Source organism: Candidatus Dormiibacterota bacterium (assembly GCA_035532835.1).
In the GTDB taxonomy this organism is placed as follows: Bacteria; Vulcanimicrobiota; Vulcanimicrobiia; order Vulcanimicrobiales; family Vulcanimicrobiaceae; genus DAHUXY01.
On the sequence record DATKQG010000095.1, the window covers coordinates 44,452 to 63,985 of the forward strand.

The 19,534-nt window shown below is 64.6% G+C and carries 21 protein-coding genes; 4 read left to right on the forward strand and 17 right to left on the reverse strand.

From position 1 onward, the window contains the following. Window positions 1–26 precede the first annotated feature (26 nt). The 4 genes from VMW12_11805 to VMW12_11820 are packed head-to-tail and all read right to left on the reverse strand — an operon-like array spanning window position 27 to window position 4,348. Window positions 27–437, reverse strand: a complete 411-nt coding sequence (locus VMW12_11805) for a type II toxin-antitoxin system VapC family toxin (protein HUZ50399.1) — start codon at window positions 435–437, stop codon at window positions 27–29. Then, complete coding sequence (locus tag VMW12_11810; protein ID HUZ50400.1) at window positions 434–667, reverse strand: type II toxin-antitoxin system prevent-host-death family antitoxin; 234 nt, start codon at window positions 665–667, stop codon at window positions 434–436. The genes VMW12_11805 and VMW12_11810 overlap by 4 nt, the downstream gene beginning before the upstream one ends. A gap of 53 nt (window positions 668–720) precedes the next feature. Continuing rightward, complete coding sequence (locus VMW12_11815; GenBank protein ID HUZ50401.1) at window positions 721–1,119, reverse strand: hypothetical protein; 399 nt, start codon at window positions 1,117–1,119, stop codon at window positions 721–723. A 4-nt stretch (window positions 1,120–1,123) separates the two neighbouring features. Continuing rightward, the gene (locus VMW12_11820; protein HUZ50402.1) at window positions 1,124–4,348 is read right to left on the reverse strand and encodes a hypothetical protein; all 3,225 of its coding nucleotides are present in this window, start codon (window positions 4,346–4,348) and stop codon (window positions 1,124–1,126) included. Window positions 4,349–4,432: 84 nt separating this feature from the next. Between VMW12_11820 and VMW12_11825 the strand changes: the two genes are divergently transcribed. After that, the gene (locus VMW12_11825; protein HUZ50403.1) at window positions 4,433–5,629 is read left to right on the forward strand and encodes a pyridoxal phosphate-dependent aminotransferase; all 1,197 of its coding nucleotides are present in this window, start codon (window positions 4,433–4,435) and stop codon (window positions 5,627–5,629) included. On the opposite strand, the gene VMW12_11830 is transcribed toward VMW12_11825, so the two are convergent. Then, window positions 5,626–6,363, reverse strand: coding sequence for a nuclear transport factor 2 family protein (locus VMW12_11830; GenBank protein HUZ50404.1), 738 nt, complete (start codon window positions 6,361–6,363; stop codon window positions 5,626–5,628). The genes VMW12_11825 and VMW12_11830 overlap by 4 nt on opposite strands. Before the next feature lie 178 nt (window positions 6,364–6,541). Between VMW12_11830 and VMW12_11835 the strand changes: the two genes are divergently transcribed. After that, window positions 6,542–6,718: a hypothetical protein gene (locus VMW12_11835; GenBank protein ID HUZ50405.1), complete on the forward strand. Its 177-nt coding sequence runs from the start codon at window positions 6,542–6,544 to the stop codon at window positions 6,716–6,718. On the opposite strand, the gene VMW12_11840 is transcribed toward VMW12_11835, so the two are convergent. Then, window positions 6,696–7,925, reverse strand: a complete 1,230-nt coding sequence (locus tag VMW12_11840) for a transposase (GenBank protein HUZ50406.1) — start codon at window positions 7,923–7,925, stop codon at window positions 6,696–6,698. The genes VMW12_11835 and VMW12_11840 overlap by 23 nt on opposite strands. A gap of 97 nt (window positions 7,926–8,022) precedes the next feature. Here VMW12_11840 and VMW12_11845 point away from each other — a divergent pair, with 97 nt between their 5' ends. Then, window positions 8,023–9,111, forward strand: coding sequence for a hypothetical protein (locus VMW12_11845; GenBank protein ID HUZ50407.1), 1,089 nt, complete (start codon window positions 8,023–8,025; stop codon window positions 9,109–9,111). A 73-nt stretch (window positions 9,112–9,184) separates the two neighbouring features. Here the strand turns inward: VMW12_11845 and VMW12_11850 are convergent, their stop codons facing one another. The 9 genes from VMW12_11850 to VMW12_11890 all read right to left on the reverse strand — a co-directional run bounded on the left by VMW12_11850 (window position 9,185) and on the right by VMW12_11890 (window position 15,671). After that, window positions 9,185–9,532 (reverse strand): type II toxin-antitoxin system PemK/MazF family toxin, encoded by a 348-nt coding sequence (locus tag VMW12_11850; protein ID HUZ50408.1) that lies wholly within the window; start codon window positions 9,530–9,532, stop codon window positions 9,185–9,187. Beyond that, window positions 9,529–9,750 carry a CopG family transcriptional regulator gene (locus tag VMW12_11855; protein HUZ50409.1) on the reverse strand — a complete coding sequence of 74 codons (222 nt, stop codon included), beginning with the start codon at window positions 9,748–9,750 and terminating at the stop codon, window positions 9,529–9,531. The genes VMW12_11850 and VMW12_11855 overlap by 4 nt, the downstream gene beginning before the upstream one ends. Before the next feature lie 107 nt (window positions 9,751–9,857). Then, on the reverse strand, window positions 9,858–10,859 hold the full coding sequence (trpS, locus tag VMW12_11860) for a tryptophan--tRNA ligase (protein HUZ50410.1): 1,002 nt from the start codon (window positions 10,857–10,859) through the stop codon (window positions 9,858–9,860). A gap of 139 nt (window positions 10,860–10,998) precedes the next feature. Then, window positions 10,999–11,763 carry a hydroxymethylpyrimidine/phosphomethylpyrimidine kinase gene (locus tag VMW12_11865; GenBank protein ID HUZ50411.1) on the reverse strand — a complete coding sequence of 255 codons (765 nt, stop codon included), beginning with the start codon at window positions 11,761–11,763 and terminating at the stop codon, window positions 10,999–11,001. A gap of 4 nt (window positions 11,764–11,767) precedes the next feature. Continuing rightward, window positions 11,768–12,403: a thiamine phosphate synthase gene (gene thiE, locus VMW12_11870; GenBank protein HUZ50412.1), complete on the reverse strand. Its 636-nt coding sequence runs from the start codon at window positions 12,401–12,403 to the stop codon at window positions 11,768–11,770. Next, a complete protein-coding gene (locus tag VMW12_11875; protein HUZ50413.1) occupies window positions 12,400–12,582 on the reverse strand; it encodes a hypothetical protein in 183 nt (60 codons plus the stop codon). The genes thiE and VMW12_11875 overlap by 4 nt, the downstream gene beginning before the upstream one ends. Window positions 12,583–12,590: 8 nt before the next feature. Further along, the gene (locus VMW12_11880; protein HUZ50414.1) at window positions 12,591–13,475 is read right to left on the reverse strand and encodes a ParB/RepB/Spo0J family partition protein; all 885 of its coding nucleotides are present in this window, start codon (window positions 13,473–13,475) and stop codon (window positions 12,591–12,593) included. Further along, window positions 13,472–14,245, reverse strand: coding sequence for an AAA family ATPase (locus VMW12_11885; protein HUZ50415.1), 774 nt, complete (start codon window positions 14,243–14,245; stop codon window positions 13,472–13,474). Before VMW12_11885 ends, VMW12_11880 begins: the two co-directional genes overlap by 4 nt. Before the next feature lie 34 nt (window positions 14,246–14,279). Beyond that, window positions 14,280–15,671 (reverse strand): HD domain-containing protein, encoded by a 1,392-nt coding sequence (locus VMW12_11890; protein HUZ50416.1) that lies wholly within the window; start codon window positions 15,669–15,671, stop codon window positions 14,280–14,282. A gap of 539 nt (window positions 15,672–16,210) precedes the next feature. Between VMW12_11890 and VMW12_11895 the strand changes: the two genes are divergently transcribed. Next, a complete protein-coding gene (locus VMW12_11895; GenBank protein ID HUZ50417.1) occupies window positions 16,211–16,906 on the forward strand; it encodes a gamma-glutamyl-gamma-aminobutyrate hydrolase family protein in 696 nt (231 codons plus the stop codon). A gap of 14 nt (window positions 16,907–16,920) precedes the next feature. On the opposite strand, the gene rsmG is transcribed toward VMW12_11895, so the two are convergent. Together rsmG and mnmG are read right to left on the reverse strand one after the other, a co-directional pair. Then, window positions 16,921–17,601 (reverse strand): 16S rRNA (guanine(527)-N(7))-methyltransferase RsmG, encoded by a 681-nt coding sequence (rsmG, locus tag VMW12_11900; GenBank protein ID HUZ50418.1) that lies wholly within the window; start codon window positions 17,599–17,601, stop codon window positions 16,921–16,923. Then, window positions 17,598–19,463: a tRNA uridine-5-carboxymethylaminomethyl(34) synthesis enzyme MnmG gene (mnmG, locus tag VMW12_11905; protein ID HUZ50419.1), complete on the reverse strand. Its 1,866-nt coding sequence runs from the start codon at window positions 19,461–19,463 to the stop codon at window positions 17,598–17,600. The genes rsmG and mnmG overlap by 4 nt, the downstream gene beginning before the upstream one ends. Between the last annotated feature and the right edge of the window lie 71 nt (window positions 19,464–19,534).

Genomic DNA, 19,534 nt, shown 5'->3' on the forward strand with positions numbered 1-19,534 from the left:
TCGCGTCGCGAGCGGCCGGGCCTGAATCAACCTTCATCTTGGCCGACCGCGAGATGCTCCGCCCTTGCGGCACGCACCAACGCGTTGTCGCGGGTATAGAGTACGGTACGGTGGCGCTTCGCCAACGCCAAATACATCGCATCGTATATTGTCAGCCCATGACGCTGCGCCAAGTCCATCTCGTCCGCCAATGTGAGACCGGTTGAGGCAACCCGAATCGGCAGCTCTGCAATGCGATCGAGCGCACCACGCACGTCGCTCTCGGCCACGCGTGCTTTCCTAGCCGCAAAGAGTAGCGCATTGGCGACCTCGGCGGGAAAGATGGCCGGGACGAGCGCCGTCTCCCGCATCACGCGCTCCGCAGACTGCGTCGCAAAATCGTCGAGCTCGTCTTCAAAAAGCCACGATAGCGGGACGGATGCGTCGATAACGATCAATGCCGGCGTCCCGCATTCACAAGCTCCTTTGTTGACGAGCCGTGCAGCTTCCAGCGGCGTGCGAGAAGCCATTGCATCGCCGCCCGGGCCTCATCGCCTTGGGCAGCGATCGGCACGAGTTCCGCGACGGGGCGGCCATTACGCGTGAGCATGATGCTTTCGCCCCGCTCAACCTCGGCGACGAGCTCGGAGAGCTTGTTCTTGGCCTCAAAGATCCCGACGGTCTTCATGCGGACAGTATAGCGCAAATCAAGCTAGCTAGTCTAGCTAATATACCCCGGCGCTATTCGAGGAGTGCGATGACGTCGGCGATGCGGTCGGCGCGTTCGCCGGCGTGAGCGGCCAGATAGCGATCGACCGTGGCGATGCGGCCGCTCGAAGCCAGGGCGTGGGCGGCCGCGGTGGCGACGGCTTCGGACGGGTCGTCGAGCGCGTGTTCGAGGAGCCGGCTGGAGCGTTCGTCGTCGAAGGTCCCGACGGCGAAGATCAAATCGCAGCGCGCGCTTTCGGAGAGGCCGGCGAATTCGTCGCCCGCTTCGCTGGTCCAGCCCGTGGCGGCGTTCAATCGCTCGCGCTCGACCGCCGCGGCGACCGGCTCGGGCGCGCGGCGCGGCGCTTTCCACGCATAGAGGCCGAGCGCGATACCCGCGACCAAGATTACGATCAATACCGTAGCGAGCATGCGTTTACGCCGGGTTCCCGACGCGCAGCGAAGCGCGCACAACGTCGAGCGCGGCGTCGAGCGTTACGTCGCGTTGTCGCTGCAGGGCATCGATGAAATCGCTTGCCTCGCTATCGGCAAGCGCATCGAGCCGCTCGATCAGCATGCCCCGATAGTGCGCGAGCTGCGCCGTGGAATCCGGCAGCAGCCGCGCCAAGATCGCCCACGTGAGCCCGGTCGCGAGCTCGGCCTCATCGAGCCGCTCCGATAGGTCTTGCAACTCGTTGGGATCGAACGAGCCGCGCAGCACCAGCGTCGCGCCCGGCGCTTCGCTGGGGACGCCGCGCGCACCGGCAACGTCGTGCAGCAGGCGCTCCACCGTCGAGCGCAGCGACGGCGTTTCGATATCGCGAGCCGCGATCGTATAATTCGGCAGCCGCAGTTTGATGAAGAGCCGATCGAGTTCTTCGCGCAACAGGTCGCGCAGCGAACCGATCGAGCCGGTGTGCGCGTCGCCGATCGCATCCGGCAAGAGCGCGCGAATCGCAAAGAGGTGCGAGATCGCTCCACCGAATCGCGCTTCGTCGAGAAAGCGCAGCGTGCGTGAGAGACGGTCGGGCGTAAAAGCGGACGCGGTCCCAACCCGGTCGCCCACGATCGACGCATCGAGCGCGCTTTCGAGCGCCGGATACTGCATGCCGGAGAGCTCTCCCACCAGGCCGCTGCTCTCGCCGTTGACGGGTGTTGCGGGCGGCAATTCGAGATAGCGTTCTTCGGTGAGCGCGCGCTGCGCGCCCGAGCCGAACGCGGGGCCTACCATGCCGTCCAAACCGAACGGCAAGCCGGGTATCGCGTTCGCGAACATCGGCGTCGCGCGCACTTTGAGCTCGTTGGAGGCAAGCTCGTCGGTGCGATCGCCGTCGTACACGACGAACGCGGCCCGCACGATCGCTTCGCCCGCGGGTAACCCGTTGTGGACGACGTCGCGGAAGCAGATCGTCGCTTCGACGCCCGGATCGACGTCGTTGAGCACGATGCCGCGCTCGGCCGCCAATGCCGACTGCGCGCCGACGTCTCGAATCGGTACGCCGTTGACGCTCGTCGAGTTGGGTACGTAGATTAGCGAATCGGGTTGCGCCATGCGCACTTGCACCCGGCGCGCGGGCCCGTCGCCGCCGTTGCGCACGTGCAGCGTCCACTCGATGGTTTCGCCGACGTCCACCACGTCGACCGGTTCGCTGCGCAGCGTTCCGATCGAGAAATCCGGCGCGGCGCTCGTCGCAATCGTCAAGCGTTCCAGCGGCACCGGCAACATCGCGTCGGCCGTGAGCACGGCGTCCAGCGTGACGGGATATTCGCGCGCGAGGCTGCGCAGCAAGCGCAGGCCCAGCCGCGCTTGCTGCGTCGCCCCCGGTGCGATCTCGCCGAAGACCAACTTGGATTTTTCGCGCGTCGCACCGTCGACGGTTTCGAGCCGCGCCTCGGGCGATACGTACAGCCGCACGCGCACGTTATGCGCTACGTCCGTGCCGGCATTGCGCAGGCTTACGATAACGTCCGCGAGTTGATTCGGGCGCAGCACCGCATCGCTTGCGAGTTCCAGCGTCGAACTCTCCGGCGCGAACGCGGGGTGCGAATCGACGCTCCAGGTCGCTTCGCCGAGGGTCGTTTCGCCGAGTTCGCGCGTGTGCACGCTCGCTCCGATGCGCAGTTCGCTGCGGTCCGCATACGGCGCGCGCACGCGAGCGCGCAGAGTAAACTTGCGCTGTGCGTAGGGTTCGATCGTGCCGATCTCAGCGGTATCGCCGTCGAGCGTCACGCGCGTCGTCTTTTCGAAAAGACGTACGTCGTCGAAGGCCGGATCGAGGCGCAGGCGCAGCACCACGTCGCTCGCGGCGGCGCTCCCGTCGTTCGCAAGCAGCAGGTGCGCTTCCACTTCTTGCCCCGGATGCACGTGGCCGCCGCCGACCCGCACGATCGCATTGCGGCGCGAGGGCAGCGCGGGCTCGGAATGAATCACGATCACGCGCTCGAGCCGGCGCGAGGGCGCGCCCTCGTGCGCGGGCTCCCACGCGAGCACGGCCGCAACGTCCAGTTCGGTTCCATCCGCCAGCGGCGCGACCACGACCGTCTCGCAGACCAGGTCCACCCGTTCGCCGGCGTCGATCCGGCCGAGATCGAATGCGAGCGTATCTTTTTTACCGAGCCGAACGGGGCGCCCGTCGACGCGCGCTCCCCCGCGTACCGGAATCAGGCTCTCGGGCAGCGCGATCGTCGCGATGACACTCTCCGCGGCCGCGGTCCCCGCGTTGAAGGCGCTCAAGGCCAGATTGACGCGGCCGCCGGGCCGCACGTCGTGCGAGGGATCGGCGACGAAGGTCGTGCGATCGTCCTCGAAGTCGGGTACCGCGCGGACGACCAGCGCGGCCGGCTCCGGCATGAAGGCGGCGGTCTCTTGCGAGGCCACCTGCGCGCTTGCGGTAATCGAGGTGCCGTCCGGCAGCGGGGCATCGATCCGAACCCGGTACACCAGGGTCGTGCTGGCGCTCGCCGACAGGCTCGCCGCCACGATCGGCGCGTAGAGGCGGTCGAACGCGCTCCCGAGCTCCCGCTCGATCTCGCGGCCGTTCACGCGGGCCGAGCCCGGGACGTACGTGGTGTGCTCCGGCACCGGGGCTACCACGACCACGTCGTGGGCGCTCGATTCGCCGGCGTTGTGCACGCGCACGCTCACTTGAGCCTCGGCTCCGGGCACCGGCTCCTGGCGAGCCTCGATCGAGACCCCGGTGAGGGCGTTCTCGAGCTGGGGCCGGCTGCGCGCGATCAGCCGCACCACGTTCGAGCCGACCGGCGCCAGTTCGAAGGAAGCGACCGCTGCCTGCAGTTCGATCGTGGTGCCGTTCTCGATAGCTCCGGCTACGCTATAGGCGATATCGATCCGGCGCTCTTCGCCCGGGGCCACGTCGCCGATGTGCGCTCCGCCGCGCGCTAGCAGCGGCGAGTTGCCCTGCTCGTCATCCTGGTTCGCGCCGTCGAGTTGGCCGGTTCCGACCAGGTATACCAACCCATCGGGGATGTTGAAGCGCACGCGGACGCCGGTCGCTTCGGCCCCGCCCTGGTTGCGAAACGTAAACGTCGCGCGCACCGTCATTCCAGGTTCCAACTCGCGGTCGGGCGAAACCACAAGAGTTCGAAGGCCCTCGGGCAGCGTCGGTGCTCCGGGCGCAAAAACTTCCGACAAGGTGCGCATGACGCGGCACGTTCGCCGCCGGAGGGTCGCACCCTACACTCAAAAAACTTCAATTCGCCGCCGTACAAAAGGGGTCTCTGTAGGATGCTCGCCGTTCATAAAGATCGCATCGCCAACGCCGTCTCGCGTTTAGTTTCCGAAAACGCATTTCAAGTGCTCGCGCGCGCTCGTGAAATCGAAGCGACGGGACGTCGCGTCGTGCACATGGAGGTCGGCGAACCCGATTTCGATACGCCGATGCACATCAAGCAAGCGGCGGTCGATTCGCTGATGGCGCACGACACGCACTACAGCCCTTCGGCCGGCATGCTCGACCTGCGCGCCGTGGTCGCGGATTACGCAACGCGCTTCCGCAAACTCTCCACGCCCTACACGGCCGAGAACGTCACCATCTCGCCCGGCGCGAAGCCGATCATCTGGAATATCCTCTCGACCATCCTCAACCCGGGCGACGATTTCATCTACTTCGACCCGGCCTACCCGGCGTACGCGTCGGCCTCGAAGTACCTGCAGGCCAACGTGCAAGCGATTCCGCTGCTCGAATCGCGCAACTGGCGTTTCGATCTCGACGAACTCGAGCGCCGCGTTTCGGATAAAACCAAAGCCGTGGTGATTAATTCGCCGCACAACCCGACCGGCGGCGTGCTGCTCAAGAGCGATCTCGAGCGCATCGCGGAACTCGCGCAGAAGCACGATTTCTTGGTCATCGCCGATGAAATATACAGCCGCAACTTCTATCTGGATGCGGAATACGTCTCGATCGCCTCGTTGCCGGGCATGCAAGAGCGCACCATTATCGTCGACGGCTTTTCGAAAGCCTACGCGATGACGGGCTGGCGCCTGGGCTACGCGATCATGCCCGCGGAACTGTGCAAGAACGTCACGCTCTTCAACAACAACACGTTTAGCTGCGTCACGAGCTTCGTGCAAAAGGCCGGCATCGCCGCGCTTACCGGCCCCGACGAACCGGTGCAAGAGATGAACGCCACATTCCGCAAGCGCCGCGATCGATTGGTCGAAGGCCTCAACAAGATCCCCGGCATGACGTGCACGCTACCCGAGGGCGCGTTCTACGCGTTCCCCAACGTGCAGCAGATCACGCACGACGATAAAGCGCTCGCGAGTTTCTTACTCGAAGAGGGCGGCGTCGCGTGCGGCGGCGGGTCGTCGTTCGGAGCCGCAGGCAAAGGCTATCTGCGCTTCTCGTACGCCGCCTCGCTCGACGACATCGATTACGCCCTGCAGCAGATCGCCGCAGTGCTGCCCGCGTTCAAAGCCTAGCCCACCAGGGGCGCGGACACGTCGTCGTAGACGTGTGCCGCTGTGATAAGGCCGTCGGGGCCACGCACGTAGATCGCGACGCCGGCTTGCGGCGGCAGATCGTGCGAGCCCCAACGATCGCACACGTACTCTACCGCGCACGTCTTCGCATCTTCGGTGACGGTGCAATGCCGTAGCGGAATGCCGCCGCCCGCGCTAAACATAAACCGGTAAAACGGCAACAATACGTCGCGTCCGCGGTGCACGTATCGCGCGCCGCTGGGTTCGCGAAAGTATCCATCGAGTTCGTAGCACTCCACCACGCGCTCGGCGTCGCCCGAGGCCAACGCGTTGAAGTATTCGTCGACGACGCCCGACGGGTTCGCGCGCACGTCGGGCTGCACGATCGGCGGCCGCACCGCATGCGTGCCGAGCAGCGGATATTGGCTGTGGTAGATCCGCACGTCGAGCAGATCGCGCCCCTTATCCACCACCACCGCAACCGGCAGATCGAAGGCTTCGCCGTCGCGTTCGAAATCGACGACGTACTCCGCGACGATGCGCGATTTGCCCAGCAGCGTCGCCACGCTCCGCGAACGGGCTCGATGCGCGATAAACCAGGCTTTGCTCTCTCGCGCAAGCGTGCTGAAGGCCGAGCCGCGCACGTCGCCGGCTTGGGGGTCGTGCACGTTGGCCATCATCGCGACGTCGCCGTCGGTCATATCGAGCAGCGCGCCGATCTCCGGAAACCACATAGCGCGTAATACGACGCCCTCATCGGCTTTTCATATGCCGGGGCCGCCGAATGAGCGCGGGCTTAAAATCGTGCCGTTCTCCACGCCTCCTCAGCATCTACTAATGTTGCGCTCGCCGCTTGGCATTACGCTCTGGCAACAACCGCACTGATTTGCTACACGAATGAGGGACAATCACATGCGCACTCCACTCCTTTTGGCACTTGCCGCAACGCTGGTCTTTGCCGGCTGCGGCGGCGGCGCCGGATCTTTGAGCAGCCCAACCTCGCTGACGCCCGGCGCCGGCGCCGCCGGGACGAGCTCTTCACAAACGCAATTCGAAGTCTGCGCCCTCACGCTGCATCGTGCAGCGTGAGCCGAGGTCTACTCGGCGACAGCATAGTTCTTGGGTCGTTGCCGTCCGCCACTGCGGCGCGGCTCGCCAAAGGCCCCTTCTGGGCCCGCTGAAGAATCACTTTCGCAGCATTCACATCCGCGTGGTCGGCGTGTAAACACGCCACGCACACAAACTGTAGCCCAGAGCGATTCTCCTTCGCAATATGCCCGCACGCGGCGCACGTTTGCGAGGTGTACTTCGGATCCACGTAAATGATGCTGCGGGCGGCGCTTTCAGCCTTCTCCGCAATCAACTGCGCGATCATGCCAAAACCCGCATCGAGCAGCGCCCGATTGAGCCCGGCTTTTGCCGCAACCTTGCGGCCGGGTTCTTCGAAACTCCCCTTTGCGCTGCGCGTCATATTGCGCAAGCGCAAGTCTTCCAGCACGAGCACATCGCTCGCGTCAACAAGCGCGCGAGAGACCTTATGCGCGTAGTCACGGCGCTGACGGGCGACTTTCTCGTGCAGGCGCGCGAGCGTATCGATCGCCTTACGCCGGTTCTTCCCGCGCCGCTTGCGCTTGGCAACCACGCGCTGCGCCCGCTCGACCTGTAGCCGCGCCTTCCCAACATGCCTTGGGTTGGCGATGAGGTCGCCATCGCTCGTGGCGAGTAGCACGTTCACGCCGCAATCTAAACCGACGGCGTGCCCGGTTTCCGGGAGCGGCTCGATTGCGCGCTCGCACTCAAACTGCGCGTACCAGCGGCCGAGCTTGCAGACCAGCCACGCACGGCCATGCGGCGGCACGACGCGCCCCTTGCGCAGCTTCACGCTACCAATACCGGGAATCCGGACGCGGTGCTGCGTGGCATCAAACTTCAGCGCACGATCGCCATGCGGGTACGTGATCTGACGCCACCGGCGGGCGGCCTTGAAGCGCGGGAAGCCCGGCGTTTCGCCCTGCTTGCAGCGCCGAAAGAACGCCTGCATGGCGAGATCCAAGCGGCGCAGCGCCGCATCCTCAATCTCGCGATAGACCCCGGCGAGATGCGCGGATTCTTTGCGCAGCGCCGTCACCTCTGCGTACTGCATCTTCATCGAGACGCTCACGCCGCGCAACCTGTAGGCGTCTTTACGCTGCTGGAGCGCAGCGTTGTAGAGATGGCGCGTGACGTGGAGCGCGTGGTGAAGCGCCGCGTCTTGAGAGGCGGTTGGGTAGAGTCGCACGGTTTCAATGCGCTTCACCCTATGATTATCGCAGGCGGAGTGCCACCTGTATGGCCGAGTGGAGGCGCAGGGCGGGGAGAAAAGGCCGTTGTGCGTGGCTTAACGGCTGGACGCCTTGCCACCAACGCGGCGAAATACCGTCGCCGCTTGCAACGGGGTCGTTCGCATCCTACTCACTACCGCGGAGAATGCCATCGAAACGGCCAACGCGTTCGGGTCGCCCGTAAACTCCATCAGCAGCTTTAACGGCGCGGTCTCTTCGGCGCAGGCCGTCAACGGGCGCGCGATGCCCCAGAGCGCGAGCGGCACCTGTAACAACGGCGTGGAGTTCTTCGCACCGGATAAGAACGGCGATCCTAATTCCACCGAGAAGCAAGATTTCTACGATAACGCGTGCACGCAACTCGCACGCGACACCGTCCGCATCTACACGATGAACGGATCGTCGGAGAGCGACAACCGCACCGTAAAGATCTACGCGATCAACAACACGACGCCGAGCGCCGTGCGCACCGATAGCGTGAATATCAGCAATGCCACGTTCGACCAATACGGCTTTCCCCTGGCCGCCGCGGGCTTCGATCGTTCCAGCATGCGCGAGCTCGATATCGCGGGCTCGAAGACGATCGCCTCGGGTGACGAACTCGTGATGCTGCCGGGCAGCAACGGCGTCAATTCGTTCTGCGGCGATTCGGCCGGCTACAACGCAACCGGTATCGCTTCGCTCAACGAAACGTTCGGCTGGGAAGGCGGCGTCCTGAGCGGCGGCACCCGTACGGTCAACAGCGACGGTTCCGTAACCTGGGCGGCCACGCACACCGGCAGCGCGTTCAAAGGCGCGATCGGCTCGCTCTCGCTCGCCATCGCTCCCGCCAATACGGCCTGTCCGATCGCAACGCCGGAGTATAGCCTTAGCGGCGGGACGCAGGGCGGCGCGCTCTCGATCCCGGTCACGGTGACGTACCTGCACGGTATCCTCACCAACCTCACCGTCACCAACGCCGTGCTCGCCGACGGCAACACGCTCAACGTCACCACCAACGCCGGCGTCGCGCCGGCGAGCAGCACCTTCATCACCGGGATCGTCGGCAATAACGGCGCGCAGATCGCCACCTTCAGCGTCGATGCCTTCGGCGACGGGACGCTCACCGTCACTTCGAGCGGCGCGCAATACGTCATCAACGACTGGCACGTCGTCAAATAATCCGCCGCCTCGCCCGCGCGAACCGAAGTGGCCCCGCCTGTATTCAGCGGGGCCGCCTTTGTTTTTCTCGGGTCTATCGCTCTACTAACCGCGCGATTTGATCGCGCACCGCTTTAAGTTGGGCGGTGGTGACGCGGGCTTCTGTAGCCCGAACCCGTCGTTTTGGCACCGTCTGCACGTTCCACGACAACGCATAGCAGCGTTTTGAGCAATGGTTCTCCTTCGTCGGGGCAATCTCAACCGATGCTTCGGTAACGCGCATCGCGGCGTCGCCCGTCAACGGGACGACTAAGAGATAGCCAAAATCGCCATGAAAAAGGTCGTCACGCCCAACGACAACGGCTGGGCGTTGTTTACTAGGTTCCCCGGATTCGGCCAGGGCATCGCGCCAATCGACCACGACGATACTCCCGGGAGTCATCCTTGAAAGAACTCCGCCGGATCATCGTTCCACTCGGGATATGTTTTGAGGTGCTCCATGACACGGCGCGTATCGGCGGCGATCTTCGCCGCGTTCGCGCCGCCGTAGGCCGTAATGGCTCGCCGGATCACATCTGTTTCCGAGGTGTTCCCCTCGCGTGCAAGGCGCTTTACAATTTCTTCTTGCGCGGGTTCCAAATACACCATTTTTTTCACCATGCTGACAGCATACCTCCGTGACATAGTGCTGTCAATGTGGCAAGTAAGGGCGTACGCTATAGCAGCGCTTCATTTGCCTAGGGTCCAGAGAAGCGGCAGCCTTTCGATTAGAACTTCATCGCGCGTTTCACGTCGCCGAGGACGTCGGCCGCGATCTCGCGGGTGCGGCGCGTGCCTTCGTCGATGATGCGCTCGACTTCGCCGGGGTCTTGCATGTACGTGCGGTAGCGTTCGCGCACCGGCCGCAAGTATGCATTGAGCTGTTCGGCAAAATCGCCTTTGTCGGCGACGCATCCGAGGGCGCCGGAGCGGCACTCGGCGGCAATGCCGTCGAGCTTGAGCGGATTGACGAATCTCCACAGCGAGAACACCGGGCAGACTTCCGGGCGGCCCGGATCGCCGCGACGCAGTTTGAGCGGATCGGTCACCATCGAGCGCACGCGCTTGGTGGTGGTCTCCTCGTCGTCGCTGATGAGGATCGCGTTGTCGTACGATTTCGACATCTTGCGCCCGTCGGTACCCGGAACTTCGGGAAACTCCGAGAGCGTCGGCTGCGGTTCGACGAGCACTTCGTCGCCGTTGCCGTAGAGATGGTTGAAGCGGCGCACCACTTCGCGCCCCAGTTCCAAATGCGCGACTTGGTCGCGACCGACCGGCACGCGTTCGCCGCGCACGATCGCGATGTCGCAGAGTTGGAGCAACGGATAGCCGAGGAACCCATAGGTCGCGATATCCTGGCCCAGCGCTTCGATTTGGCCTTTATAGGTTGGGACGCGCTCCAGCCACGACACCGGCGTAATCATCGAAAGCAGTACCTGCAATTCGCTGATCTGCGGAACGGCCGACTGCAAGAAGATCGTCGATTTTTGCGGATCGACGCCGGCGGCCAGCCATACGGCAACCATCTCGATACGCGCGTCGCGAATGAGCTGCGGGTCGGCAAAACCGGTGGTGTACGCGTGAAGATCGGCGATCTCAAAATACGCGTCGGCGGTGTCGCAATAGTTCGCCCACTGCGTGAGCACGCCGACGAGATGGCCCAAGTGCAGGCCGCCCGTCGGGCGCATCCCCGACATCACTCGCGGTTTGTTTCCCATGCTTACCGTCATAACCTCACCGTCATTCGATTCCAAAAGCAGCGCTCATGCCAACCGTGCTATACTCGAATTACCGCCTGCGAAAGCAGCTCATTGAGCTACCAAAGGGGTCGATTGAAGATCGGCCCCTTTGCTATTCCAGCGCCTCGCTTCAATACGCGGTCTGCAAGCCTTCAAAGCGATGGTTCCCGGCAATCTTCGCCCTCACGAACCCGCGAGCGGCAGCTACCGCATCCAGAAGTGGAACGCCGCGCGCGATTTCGCACGCGAGCGACATCGCGAGGGTACAACCGGTCGCGCGCATCTCACCCGCAATCCGCGCACCGGCGAAGATCGCGGTGCCGCCGCCGTGAGCGAGGATATCGGCCGGTTCGCCGGAGAGATGGCCGCCTTTGAGCATCACGGCAAAAGCGCCGCGGGCACGCAATTGCTCGGCGGTTCGTTCCATATCGTCGCGCTCGATGCGCTCGAGGCCGACGAGGCGCGCCGCTTCCGAAAGATTCGGGGTAAGGATGACGTTCGGCAACGTCGCAAGCCGATCGCGGAGCGCTTCGATGGCCGCATCGTCGGAGAGCGCGCCGCCGAGCGAGGCGCTCCACACCGGATCGACAACCGCGAGGATCTGCGGGTGCGCGGCGAGCGCTTCGGCGACGGCAAATACCGCATCGGCCGACGCGAGCGCACCGACGCGCACCGCGCCGATGCAATCCCACGGCACCGCTTCCATCTGCGCGCGAACGATTGCCGTAGGCTGCGGTTGCAGCGCGTGGACGCCGCGCGCGTCCTGCGCGCTCACGGCCGCGACGACGGTAAGCGCGCGCACGCCGTACTCTTGCGCGATTCGGAGATCGAGCCCGACGCCGGCAACGTTCCACGGATGCGTCGTGCCGATCGAGAGGACTACGGGCCCGCTCATCGCGCTACGCTTCGGCGTTCCAGGCGGCGACGAGCTCGCGCGCCGCAATGGCGGGGTCGGCCGCCCCGGTAATCGCCGCGATCAGCGCGGCCATGGCCACACCGGAGCCTCGCACCAACGGCAGGTTCTGCACGGTGATGCCGCCGATCGCGGCGACGGGGAGGCGCGTCGCGTTCGCCACCTGCAGCAGCCCATCGATGCCGATCGGTGCGCCCGCATCGGCTTTTGACGCCGTCGCGAACACCGCGCCGACGCCGAGGTAATCGATATCCATCGCGTCCGCTCGTTCGGCTTCCGCACGCGTACCACACGAGAGCCCGATCAGCCGTTCGCGCAGCAATGCGCGCACCGGCGCTGCGTCGAGAAACCCGGTGTCGTCCGGCCCCAAGTGCACGCCGTCGCAATCGAGAGCGACCGCAGCTTGCCAATCGTCGTTCATGATGAGGAGCGCCTCGTGTTTTTCCGCGAGCTTGCGTATGGCGCGGACGTTTTCGTGGATGATGCCGGCCTTGGCGCGATACTGCACCACGCGAACGCCGTTTTCGTAGGCCGCCTGCGCGATGGCAACGACGTTGCGTTCGCCTTCGTTGACGATCGCGTAAATGCCGCGCAAACGTGCGGCTCGCTGCGCACGCGTCACGCGCGTTTTCTCATGCGCAAGTAGAGCACGACGTTTGCCACCAAATAGCCGGCGAACACCACCGCAACGAAGGCCGCGAGCAGCGGGTTGTGGCGGCGCAACGCGAGCGGAATGATCACGCCGAAGCAGAGGACGCCCGACATCGCAACCGCGACGATTCGCGTGAAAGGAATGAGCATCGCCGCGGTTACTCCCGGTCGGCGAGGAGCAGATCGCCTAAGCGCATCAGCTCGCCTTCGTTACCGAAACGAATCTCGATGCGGCCGCCTTTACCGTTGCGAACCAGCGCGACGTGCGCGCTGAGGCGTTCGCGCAATCGCGATTCGAAATCGTGCTCTTCGGGTGAAAGATCGCGCAACTTCGGCGCGGCTTTGGCGGCGAGCGGCGTGGTGACGGCGCCGGCGAGCCGCTCGAGCGTTCTCACCGAAAGGCCTTCGTTAGCCGAGCGCTGCGCCAGGGCGAGCCGTTGCGATTCGGGCGCGGCGAGCAGCGCGCGCGCGTGGCCCGCGGTGATTCTGCCGTCGACCAGCATCGCTTTGATCGCATCGGGAAGCGCGAGCAACCGCAACGCGTTCGCGATTGCGGGGCGGCTCTTGCCCAAGCGCTTCGCCACGTCTTCTTGCGTGAACGCGTACTCTTCGATTAAGTGCGCGAAGCCCGCCGCTTCTTCTAGCGGGTTGAGATTTTCGCGCTGCAAATTCTCGACGATGGCGACTTCCAGCGAGTCGCGATCGTCGCTCTCGCGCAGAATCGCCGGGACGGTCGCCTTGCGTAGCGCGGCGCACGCGCGCCAGCGGCGCTCGCCGGCAATCAGTTCGTAGGTGTCGCCGCGCCTGCGTACCAAAATCGGCACGAGCACGCCGTACTCGCCGATCGATGCTTGGAGATCCGCGAGCGCTTGCGCGTCGAACGTTTTGCGCGGCTGAAACGGGTTGGGCTTGATGTGCGCGACGGGAATTTCGCGGACGGCATTGTGCGCTTCGGTGGGCGTCGCCGTCGTCGGAACCGGAGCGTCTCCGAGCAGTGCGCCCAGGCCACGCCCGAGGCCGCGTTTTTGCGGTTGTGCGCTCATGCGTGCGCTCCGACCGATTCCGCCAGTTCCTTCGCAAGCGAAAGATACGCCTGCGCGCCGCGACTCTTCACGTCGAACAAGATCACGGGTTTGCCGAACGACGGCGCTTCGGAGAGCCGAATGTTGCGCGGAATTTGGGTTTTAAACATCTGCTGCGGGAAGTAGCGCTCGAGTTCGTCGAGCACTTCCATCGCCAAGCGCGTGCGCCCGTCGAACATCGTCACCAGAACGCCGCTCACGTGCAACGTCGGGTTGAGCGCTTCGCGCACGCGGTGCACCACCTTGGTTAGTTGCGAGAGGCCTTCGAGCGCGTAGAATTCAGCCTGCACCGGAATGACGATTTCTTCGGCGGCCGTCAACGCGTTCACGGTAAGCAATCCTAGCGACGGCGGGCAATCGATCAAGACGAAATCGTATCGCGAGGCAACCGGCAGCAGCGCCTGACGCAGACGCGTCTCGCGCGAAAGAGCCGACACCAATTCGATCTCCGCGCCGGCGAGATTGATCGTTGCGGGGACGAGCATCAGGCGATCGATTTCGGTACGCAGCATCACGTCGTCGATCGACGCCTCTTGCATGAGCACGTCGTAAATATCGAGTTTGACCGAAGGTTTGTCGATCCCAAATCCGGTGGTGGTGTTACCTTGCGGGTCGCAATCGACAACCAAAACGCGCTGCCCTTGAACGGCGAGCGCGGCGCCAAGATTCACGGCCGTCGTGCTCTTGCCGACGCCGCCTTTCTGATTGACCAGGGCGATAATGCGACTCAAAGAAAAACCCGCTGTTTCACGTGAAACAAACTCCTTAGCTGCTCGTCGTTCCCGAGCGGGCCACGTGTTGATCGAGCAACGCCAGGAGGGTCTGGCGGTCGTTACGCTCCGGTTCGTCCGTGACCTGCTCAAAAAGCCAGCGCAGAATTTCGCCGACGCGAGCGTCGCCGCGATAGGCAGCACCGACGACCCCGGCACGCTGCAGAGCATCTATCACGTCCTGGCCGCCTACCCGCAAGTCCGCAATCGAAAATGCGGGTTTGCGCCGCACTTCGGCCCAGACCCGCGCTTCGAACCGTTCGTTGCTATCGTCGCGTTTGGGCAAGCCCGATCCCACGATGTCGGCGTGGCGGAGCGCGAACTGGCGCGCTAGATGCGTGACGCCGATCCGGCGGATAAAGCGCCGTATGGCAGCATCGGTAAGCGTCGGGTCCTGCCCGTACATGTGCTGCCGCACCAAATGCTCGACGGTCTGCACCGTCTCATTGGGAAAACGGAGCCGCAGGAGCATCCCGCGCGCCAAATCCGCCCCCACCTGCTCGTGCCGGTAAAAGTGCGGTCCATCTTTAGTACGGGGTTTGCCGACGTCGTGAAGCAGCGCCGCTAGACGCAAGAGGGCGTCGCCCGGCGGGGTAGCATCGAGCGATGCCATGCCGTGGAACCACACGTCGTACGCGTGCCACTCGTTCTGCTCGATGCCGACGCCCTCCAGCAGCTCTGGCCATACGTGCGCCAGAACGCCGGTCCGGCGGAGGATTTCGAAGCCGGTCGATGGTTTGGGAGCCAACGAGAGCAGCTTGTTCAGCTCGTCGGCAACTCGTTCGGCGGAGATCGTCGCCGCCAGCGGCGCGGCATGGCGCATGGCTTCATTCGCCGATTCGCTGAGCGCGTATGAAAACCGGGCCGCGAATTGAGCCGCCCGCAGCATGCGCAGGGGGTCTTCTTCGAACGTTCGCGGCGTGAGGATGTCGATGCGGTGCGCCCGGGTATCGTCGGTGCCGCCGAACGGATCGATGATTTCCCCGCTTGGCAGAGACCGCGCGATCATATTCATACGGAAGTCCCGCCGCGCAAGATCGTCTTCGAGCGGGACGTCGGGGCCGCCCTGGACGTCGAAATCCCGGTGGCTATGGCCCGTAGAGCGTTCGCGGCGCGGCAGGGCCACGTCGACCGTCATGCCGTCGCGGGTCAGCTTGAGCACGGAAAAGAGCGCGCCGACCAGATCGACCCGCCCGATTGAGGCGAGGCGCTCGCGAAGCTCCTCTTGCGTTATTCCGGTGACGACGTAATCGAGGTCTTTGACCGTACGTTCGATCCCGTCGATTTCCGCCCGCAGCTCGTCGCGCACGCGTCCACCGACGGCATAGAGCGATCCCGGCGGCAAAATGGTGGAAAGCTGAAGATCCATCGGGAGGGGCTGAAACATCACCCCTCTCTTTCCCCGTGAAGCTGCGGCCCCCCGGCTATCGTTCCACGTGAAACGACAAACCAAAGGGAAGAAAGATTCAGAGCAATTGCATTCGTTCCACGTGAAACTCAGCCTCTCCAGCGCACGCAGGCATCGGACTCGACCGCCAACCGTCAGCTAGCCAGTCCAAGACGTACCACCGGCGCCCGTGGGTGAGTTTTCTTTTTGCATGGGGTAAGCCCATACATCAAAAGCGGTCCGCTCTAGTAAAGGTAACGCTTTAGCATGAAGCTCGATACTGGGTGCCCCCTGCGCCTCAGGCGGAATCAGGTTCCACGTGAAACGATCCCCTGGCTCCTGGAGCGATTGAACCGCCGGTCTCCGCCCGCTCCGAGTCTTGGCTTTCACAGTGCCTGTCGGGCCCAGACCAAGCGACCCCTAAGCCCCAGCCTCGATGGCCCTTCCGCCGCAAGTCAAAATCAGACTAGAGTATGAGCGTGGCCGCGATCACTTTAGCAAAACGAGGGCCCTTTCTAAGGCCGCAGAAGGGAGCAAGGATGCGGATTGGCCTGAGTTTCGATCAGGGTACGCCGAAGTATCGCCTCTATCTAGGGGCGCTGCTTGCTGCTGCCGAGCAAGCCGGCCTCGAAATCGTCCCGCTCTGGATGGCCAGCGCCGAGAAGCCGCTCGAGCCCTATTTTTTGGAGACCCTCGACGGCATCATTTTTACCGGCGGAGCAGATGTTGAGCCCCAACGGTACGGCTTTGGCGACCCCGAAGGACTTTGCAAGACGTTCCCCGGCCGTGACGAGCAAGAGCTCGTCATGCTGGAGAGCGCCTTTCAGCGGCGGCTGCCCATCTTAGCCATCTGCCGCGGCATGCAGCTCCTCAACGTCTATCGCGGCGGCATGCTGGTCCCGCATTTGAAGACGGCCGCCGACCATCTTCTGCGCGACGACGAGCGGCACATGGTTCAGGTCGAGGCCACGAGCGCACTCGGGCGCCTCGCCCGCACGAGCGAGGCTGCGGTAACCTCGTCGCACCATCAGGCCGTCAATAAGGTCGGGACCGGCCTCAAAGCGATCGCCTGGCATCAGGACCGAACGATCGAAGCGCTCACTTGGAGCGCTCCCCTGCGCAAGCCATGGATGATGGCCGTCCAATGGCACCCCGAGCGCATGTCGCTCTCCGAGCCGCTGGCTGGCTCGCTCTACGAAGGCTTTTTACAGGCGGTCAAAGGGCGAAGCTCGTAGCCCGGCCCCTCGCCCTACAGGCAGAGCGGGCGTTTCTCCGGGATGCCGACCCTGCGCGGGAAACGGATCTGCGTCTGGCTCTCTTTTCGAACGAGTACGATTCTGCAGCCGCCTTCGAGCGGGATCACGCGTTCCTGGCGGGCGCCCAGCATGAGGGCCGCGTCCGCCAACGCATTGGCCTCGCGCTCGTCCGCCGGCCCGCGCTGCAGTACCGCTACGCCGCCCGGCGCAAGGAACGGCAGCAATAATTCCGCCACGGTCGGCGCCGAGGAAACGGCTCGAGCCGTCCCGCTCTCAAATCGGCCGCGCAGCCGCGGATCGTGGGCGGCAACTTCCGCGCGGACGGCGACCACCTCTCCCTCAAGATCGAACGCGGCGAGCATCTCTTCGAGGAAGCGCGCTTTCTTCAGCGTGGTCTCCACCAAAGTGACCGGAATTCCCGTAGCGATCGCGGCCGGAATCGCCGGCAGGCCGGCTCCCGACCCGATATCCACCAGCGATCCGCGCAGGTACGGCACGACCGTCAGGCTATCGATCACGTGTGGAGCGAAATCCACCGCCGTCTTTGCGCCGGTGAGGTTGAAGCGACGGTTGGCCTCGAGAACCATGGCGGCATACCGCGCCAGGCGCGCCACGAGGGCGGCGGGGACGCCGCCGGCCAAGAGCAAGCTCTCAAGCTCGGCCTGCTCGCTCATGCCGATGCAGCCTCCTGTTCGCGCCGGACATAGAGGCTCAAGATCGCGACGTCGGCCGGCGTCACGCCCGGTATTCTCGACGCGCCTCCCAGCGTGCGCGGCCGCTGCGCCGTCAGCTTTTCGCGGGCTTCCCGCGAGAGTGCCGAGATTGTGGCATATTCGAAGGCCTCGGGGATCGCGATGCGCTCCGATTTTGCGGCCTTTTCAATCGCGACTTCCTCGCGCCGCACGTAGCCGGCGACCTTGATTTCGATCGTCATGCGCTCGCCGGTTTCAGCGTCGAGCGGCGGCTCGAAGCGCTCGCTGATATCACCAAACTTCAACGTCGGCCGGCGCAGAGCGTCCGCGATCGTCGCCCCGGCCTCAAATTGCTCCGCCCCAATCTGCCCGGCGACCAGCCGCACCCGCTCCGCCGTACGGATCGCGCCCTTGAGCTTCCCCTGCCGCTCCTCGAACGCGGCCCACGCGCCATCGCTCACCAATCCTACCGCTCGGCCGATAGGGGTGAGGCGCGTATCCGCGTTATCGTGGCGCAGGATCACCCGATGCTCGGCCCGCGAGGTGAGCATCCGGTACGGCTCGTCGACCCCTTTGCTCACCAAGTCGTCGATCATCACGCCGATGTATGCATCGCTGCGCGAGAGCCGGAGCGGCTCGCGCCCGAGCGCGGCGAGCCCGGCGTTGGCGCCCGCGATGAGCCCCTGCGCAGCCGCCTCCTCGTAGCCCGACGTGCCGTTGAGCTGGCCGCAGTGGTAGAGCCCGGCGATCCGCCGCGTTTCGAGGGTTTCAAGCAGCTCGGTCGGCGGCACCATGTCGTACTCCACGGCGTAGCCGGCACGCAGCATCTCGCACGAACGCAGGCCCGGCAGCGTCCGCAACATCGCAAGCTGCACCTCCGCCGGCAACGAGGTGGAGAAACCGCCCACGTAGAGCGTCGGCTCGTCCCAGCCTTCGGGTTCGATGAAAATTTGGTGGCTGGGATTGTGCGCGAATTTGATGACCTTGTCTTCAATCGAAGGACAGTAGCGCGGCCCGATGCCCTCGATCAGATCGAGGCCATAGAGCGGCGAGCGATGCAGATTCTCGCGGACCAGCGCATGCGTGCGCTCGCCGGTTTCGGTGAGGTAGCACGGGAGCTGTGGCCCCGCGAAGCGCGGCTCGCTCGCATACGAGAACAGCAGCGGCTCTTCGCTCGGCTCCTGGCGATGCATGTCGCCAAGATCGACCGTCGCGCGGTCGACGCGCGGCGGCGTCCCGGTTTTGAGGCGCCGGGTTGGAAAGCCCAGGCGTCGCAGCGCCAGCGCCAGCCCGGTCGCGGGAGCTTCGCCGAAGCGGCCCTCCGCCTGCACCACTTCGCCCCGAAAAGTTTTGCCGCCCAGGAACGTCCCGGTGGCGAGGACGACGCGCCGCGCATAATAGCGCGAACCGTCGGTACACACGACCCCTCGCACGGCTCCGTTCTCGACGATCAGGTCTTCGACCAACCCCGCCACGATGCGCAGCCCCGGCTGCGCCCGCAGTAACTCCATCGCCTGCTGCGCGTAGCGCGGTTTGTCCATGATCTGCCGCAGCGCCCGCACCGACGGGCCTTTGCTCTCGTTCAGAAACCGCGCGTGGAGGCTGGAGCGGTCGGCCAGGCCCCCCATTGCGCCGCCCAGGGCGTCGATCTCACGTACCAGCTGCCCCTTGGCGCTCCCGCCGATCGAGGGATTGCAGGGGAGGGTGCAGATCTTCTCCGGCGTCCCGGTCACGAGCAGGGTCGGCACCCCGAGGCGCGCGCAGGCGAGCGCTGCCTCTACGCCCGCATGGCCCCCGCCTACGACGATCGCGCCCGCGTCGTCAGTCGCTTTGAAATCGTTCACGATCTGTTAGTCTAGCAGATATGCAGACCCGTACGCTTACCACCCTGGCAGTATTCGCGCTGGCCGTCCTC

Bases quoted from the DNA above. Each gene is read 5' to 3' on its own strand.
- VMW12_11810 (HUZ50400.1), bottom strand. From the start codon at position 667: ATGAAGACCGTCGGGATCTTTGAGGCCAAGAACAAGCTCTCCGAGCTC.
- VMW12_11830 (HUZ50404.1), bottom strand. From the start codon at position 6,363: ATGTGGTTTCCGGAGATCGGCGCGCTGCTCGATATGACCGACGGCGAC.
- rsmG (HUZ50418.1), bottom strand. From the start codon at position 17,601: ATGAGCGAGCAGGCCGAGCTTGAGAGCTTGCTCTTGGCCGGCGGCGTC.
- VMW12_11825 (HUZ50403.1), top strand. From the start codon at position 4,433: ATGCTCGCCGTTCATAAAGATCGCATCGCCAACGCCGTCTCGCGTTTA.
- VMW12_11835 (HUZ50405.1), top strand. From the start codon at position 6,542: ATGCGCACTCCACTCCTTTTGGCACTTGCCGCAACGCTGGTCTTTGCC.
- VMW12_11850 (HUZ50408.1), bottom strand. From the start codon at position 9,532: ATGACTCCCGGGAGTATCGTCGTGGTCGATTGGCGCGATGCCCTGGCC.
- VMW12_11865 (HUZ50411.1), bottom strand. From the start codon at position 11,763: ATGAGCGGGCCCGTAGTCCTCTCGATCGGCACGACGCATCCGTGGAAC.
- VMW12_11880 (HUZ50414.1), bottom strand. From the start codon at position 13,475: ATGAGCGCACAACCGCAAAAACGCGGCCTCGGGCGTGGCCTGGGCGCA.
- VMW12_11875 (HUZ50413.1), bottom strand. From the start codon at position 12,582: ATGCTCATTCCTTTCACGCGAATCGTCGCGGTTGCGATGTCGGGCGTC.
- trpS (HUZ50410.1), bottom strand. From the start codon at position 10,859: ATGACGGTAAGCATGGGAAACAAACCGCGAGTGATGTCGGGGATGCGC.
- VMW12_11895 (HUZ50417.1), top strand. From the start codon at position 16,211: ATGCGGATTGGCCTGAGTTTCGATCAGGGTACGCCGAAGTATCGCCTC.
- VMW12_11815 (HUZ50401.1), bottom strand. From the start codon at position 1,119: ATGCTCGCTACGGTATTGATCGTAATCTTGGTCGCGGGTATCGCGCTC.
- VMW12_11855 (HUZ50409.1), bottom strand. From the start codon at position 9,750: ATGGTGAAAAAAATGGTGTATTTGGAACCCGCGCAAGAAGAAATTGTA.
- VMW12_11820 (HUZ50402.1), bottom strand. From the start codon at position 4,348: ATGCGCACCTTGTCGGAAGTTTTTGCGCCCGGAGCACCGACGCTGCCC.
- VMW12_11890 (HUZ50416.1), bottom strand. From the start codon at position 15,671: ATGTTTCAGCCCCTCCCGATGGATCTTCAGCTTTCCACCATTTTGCCG.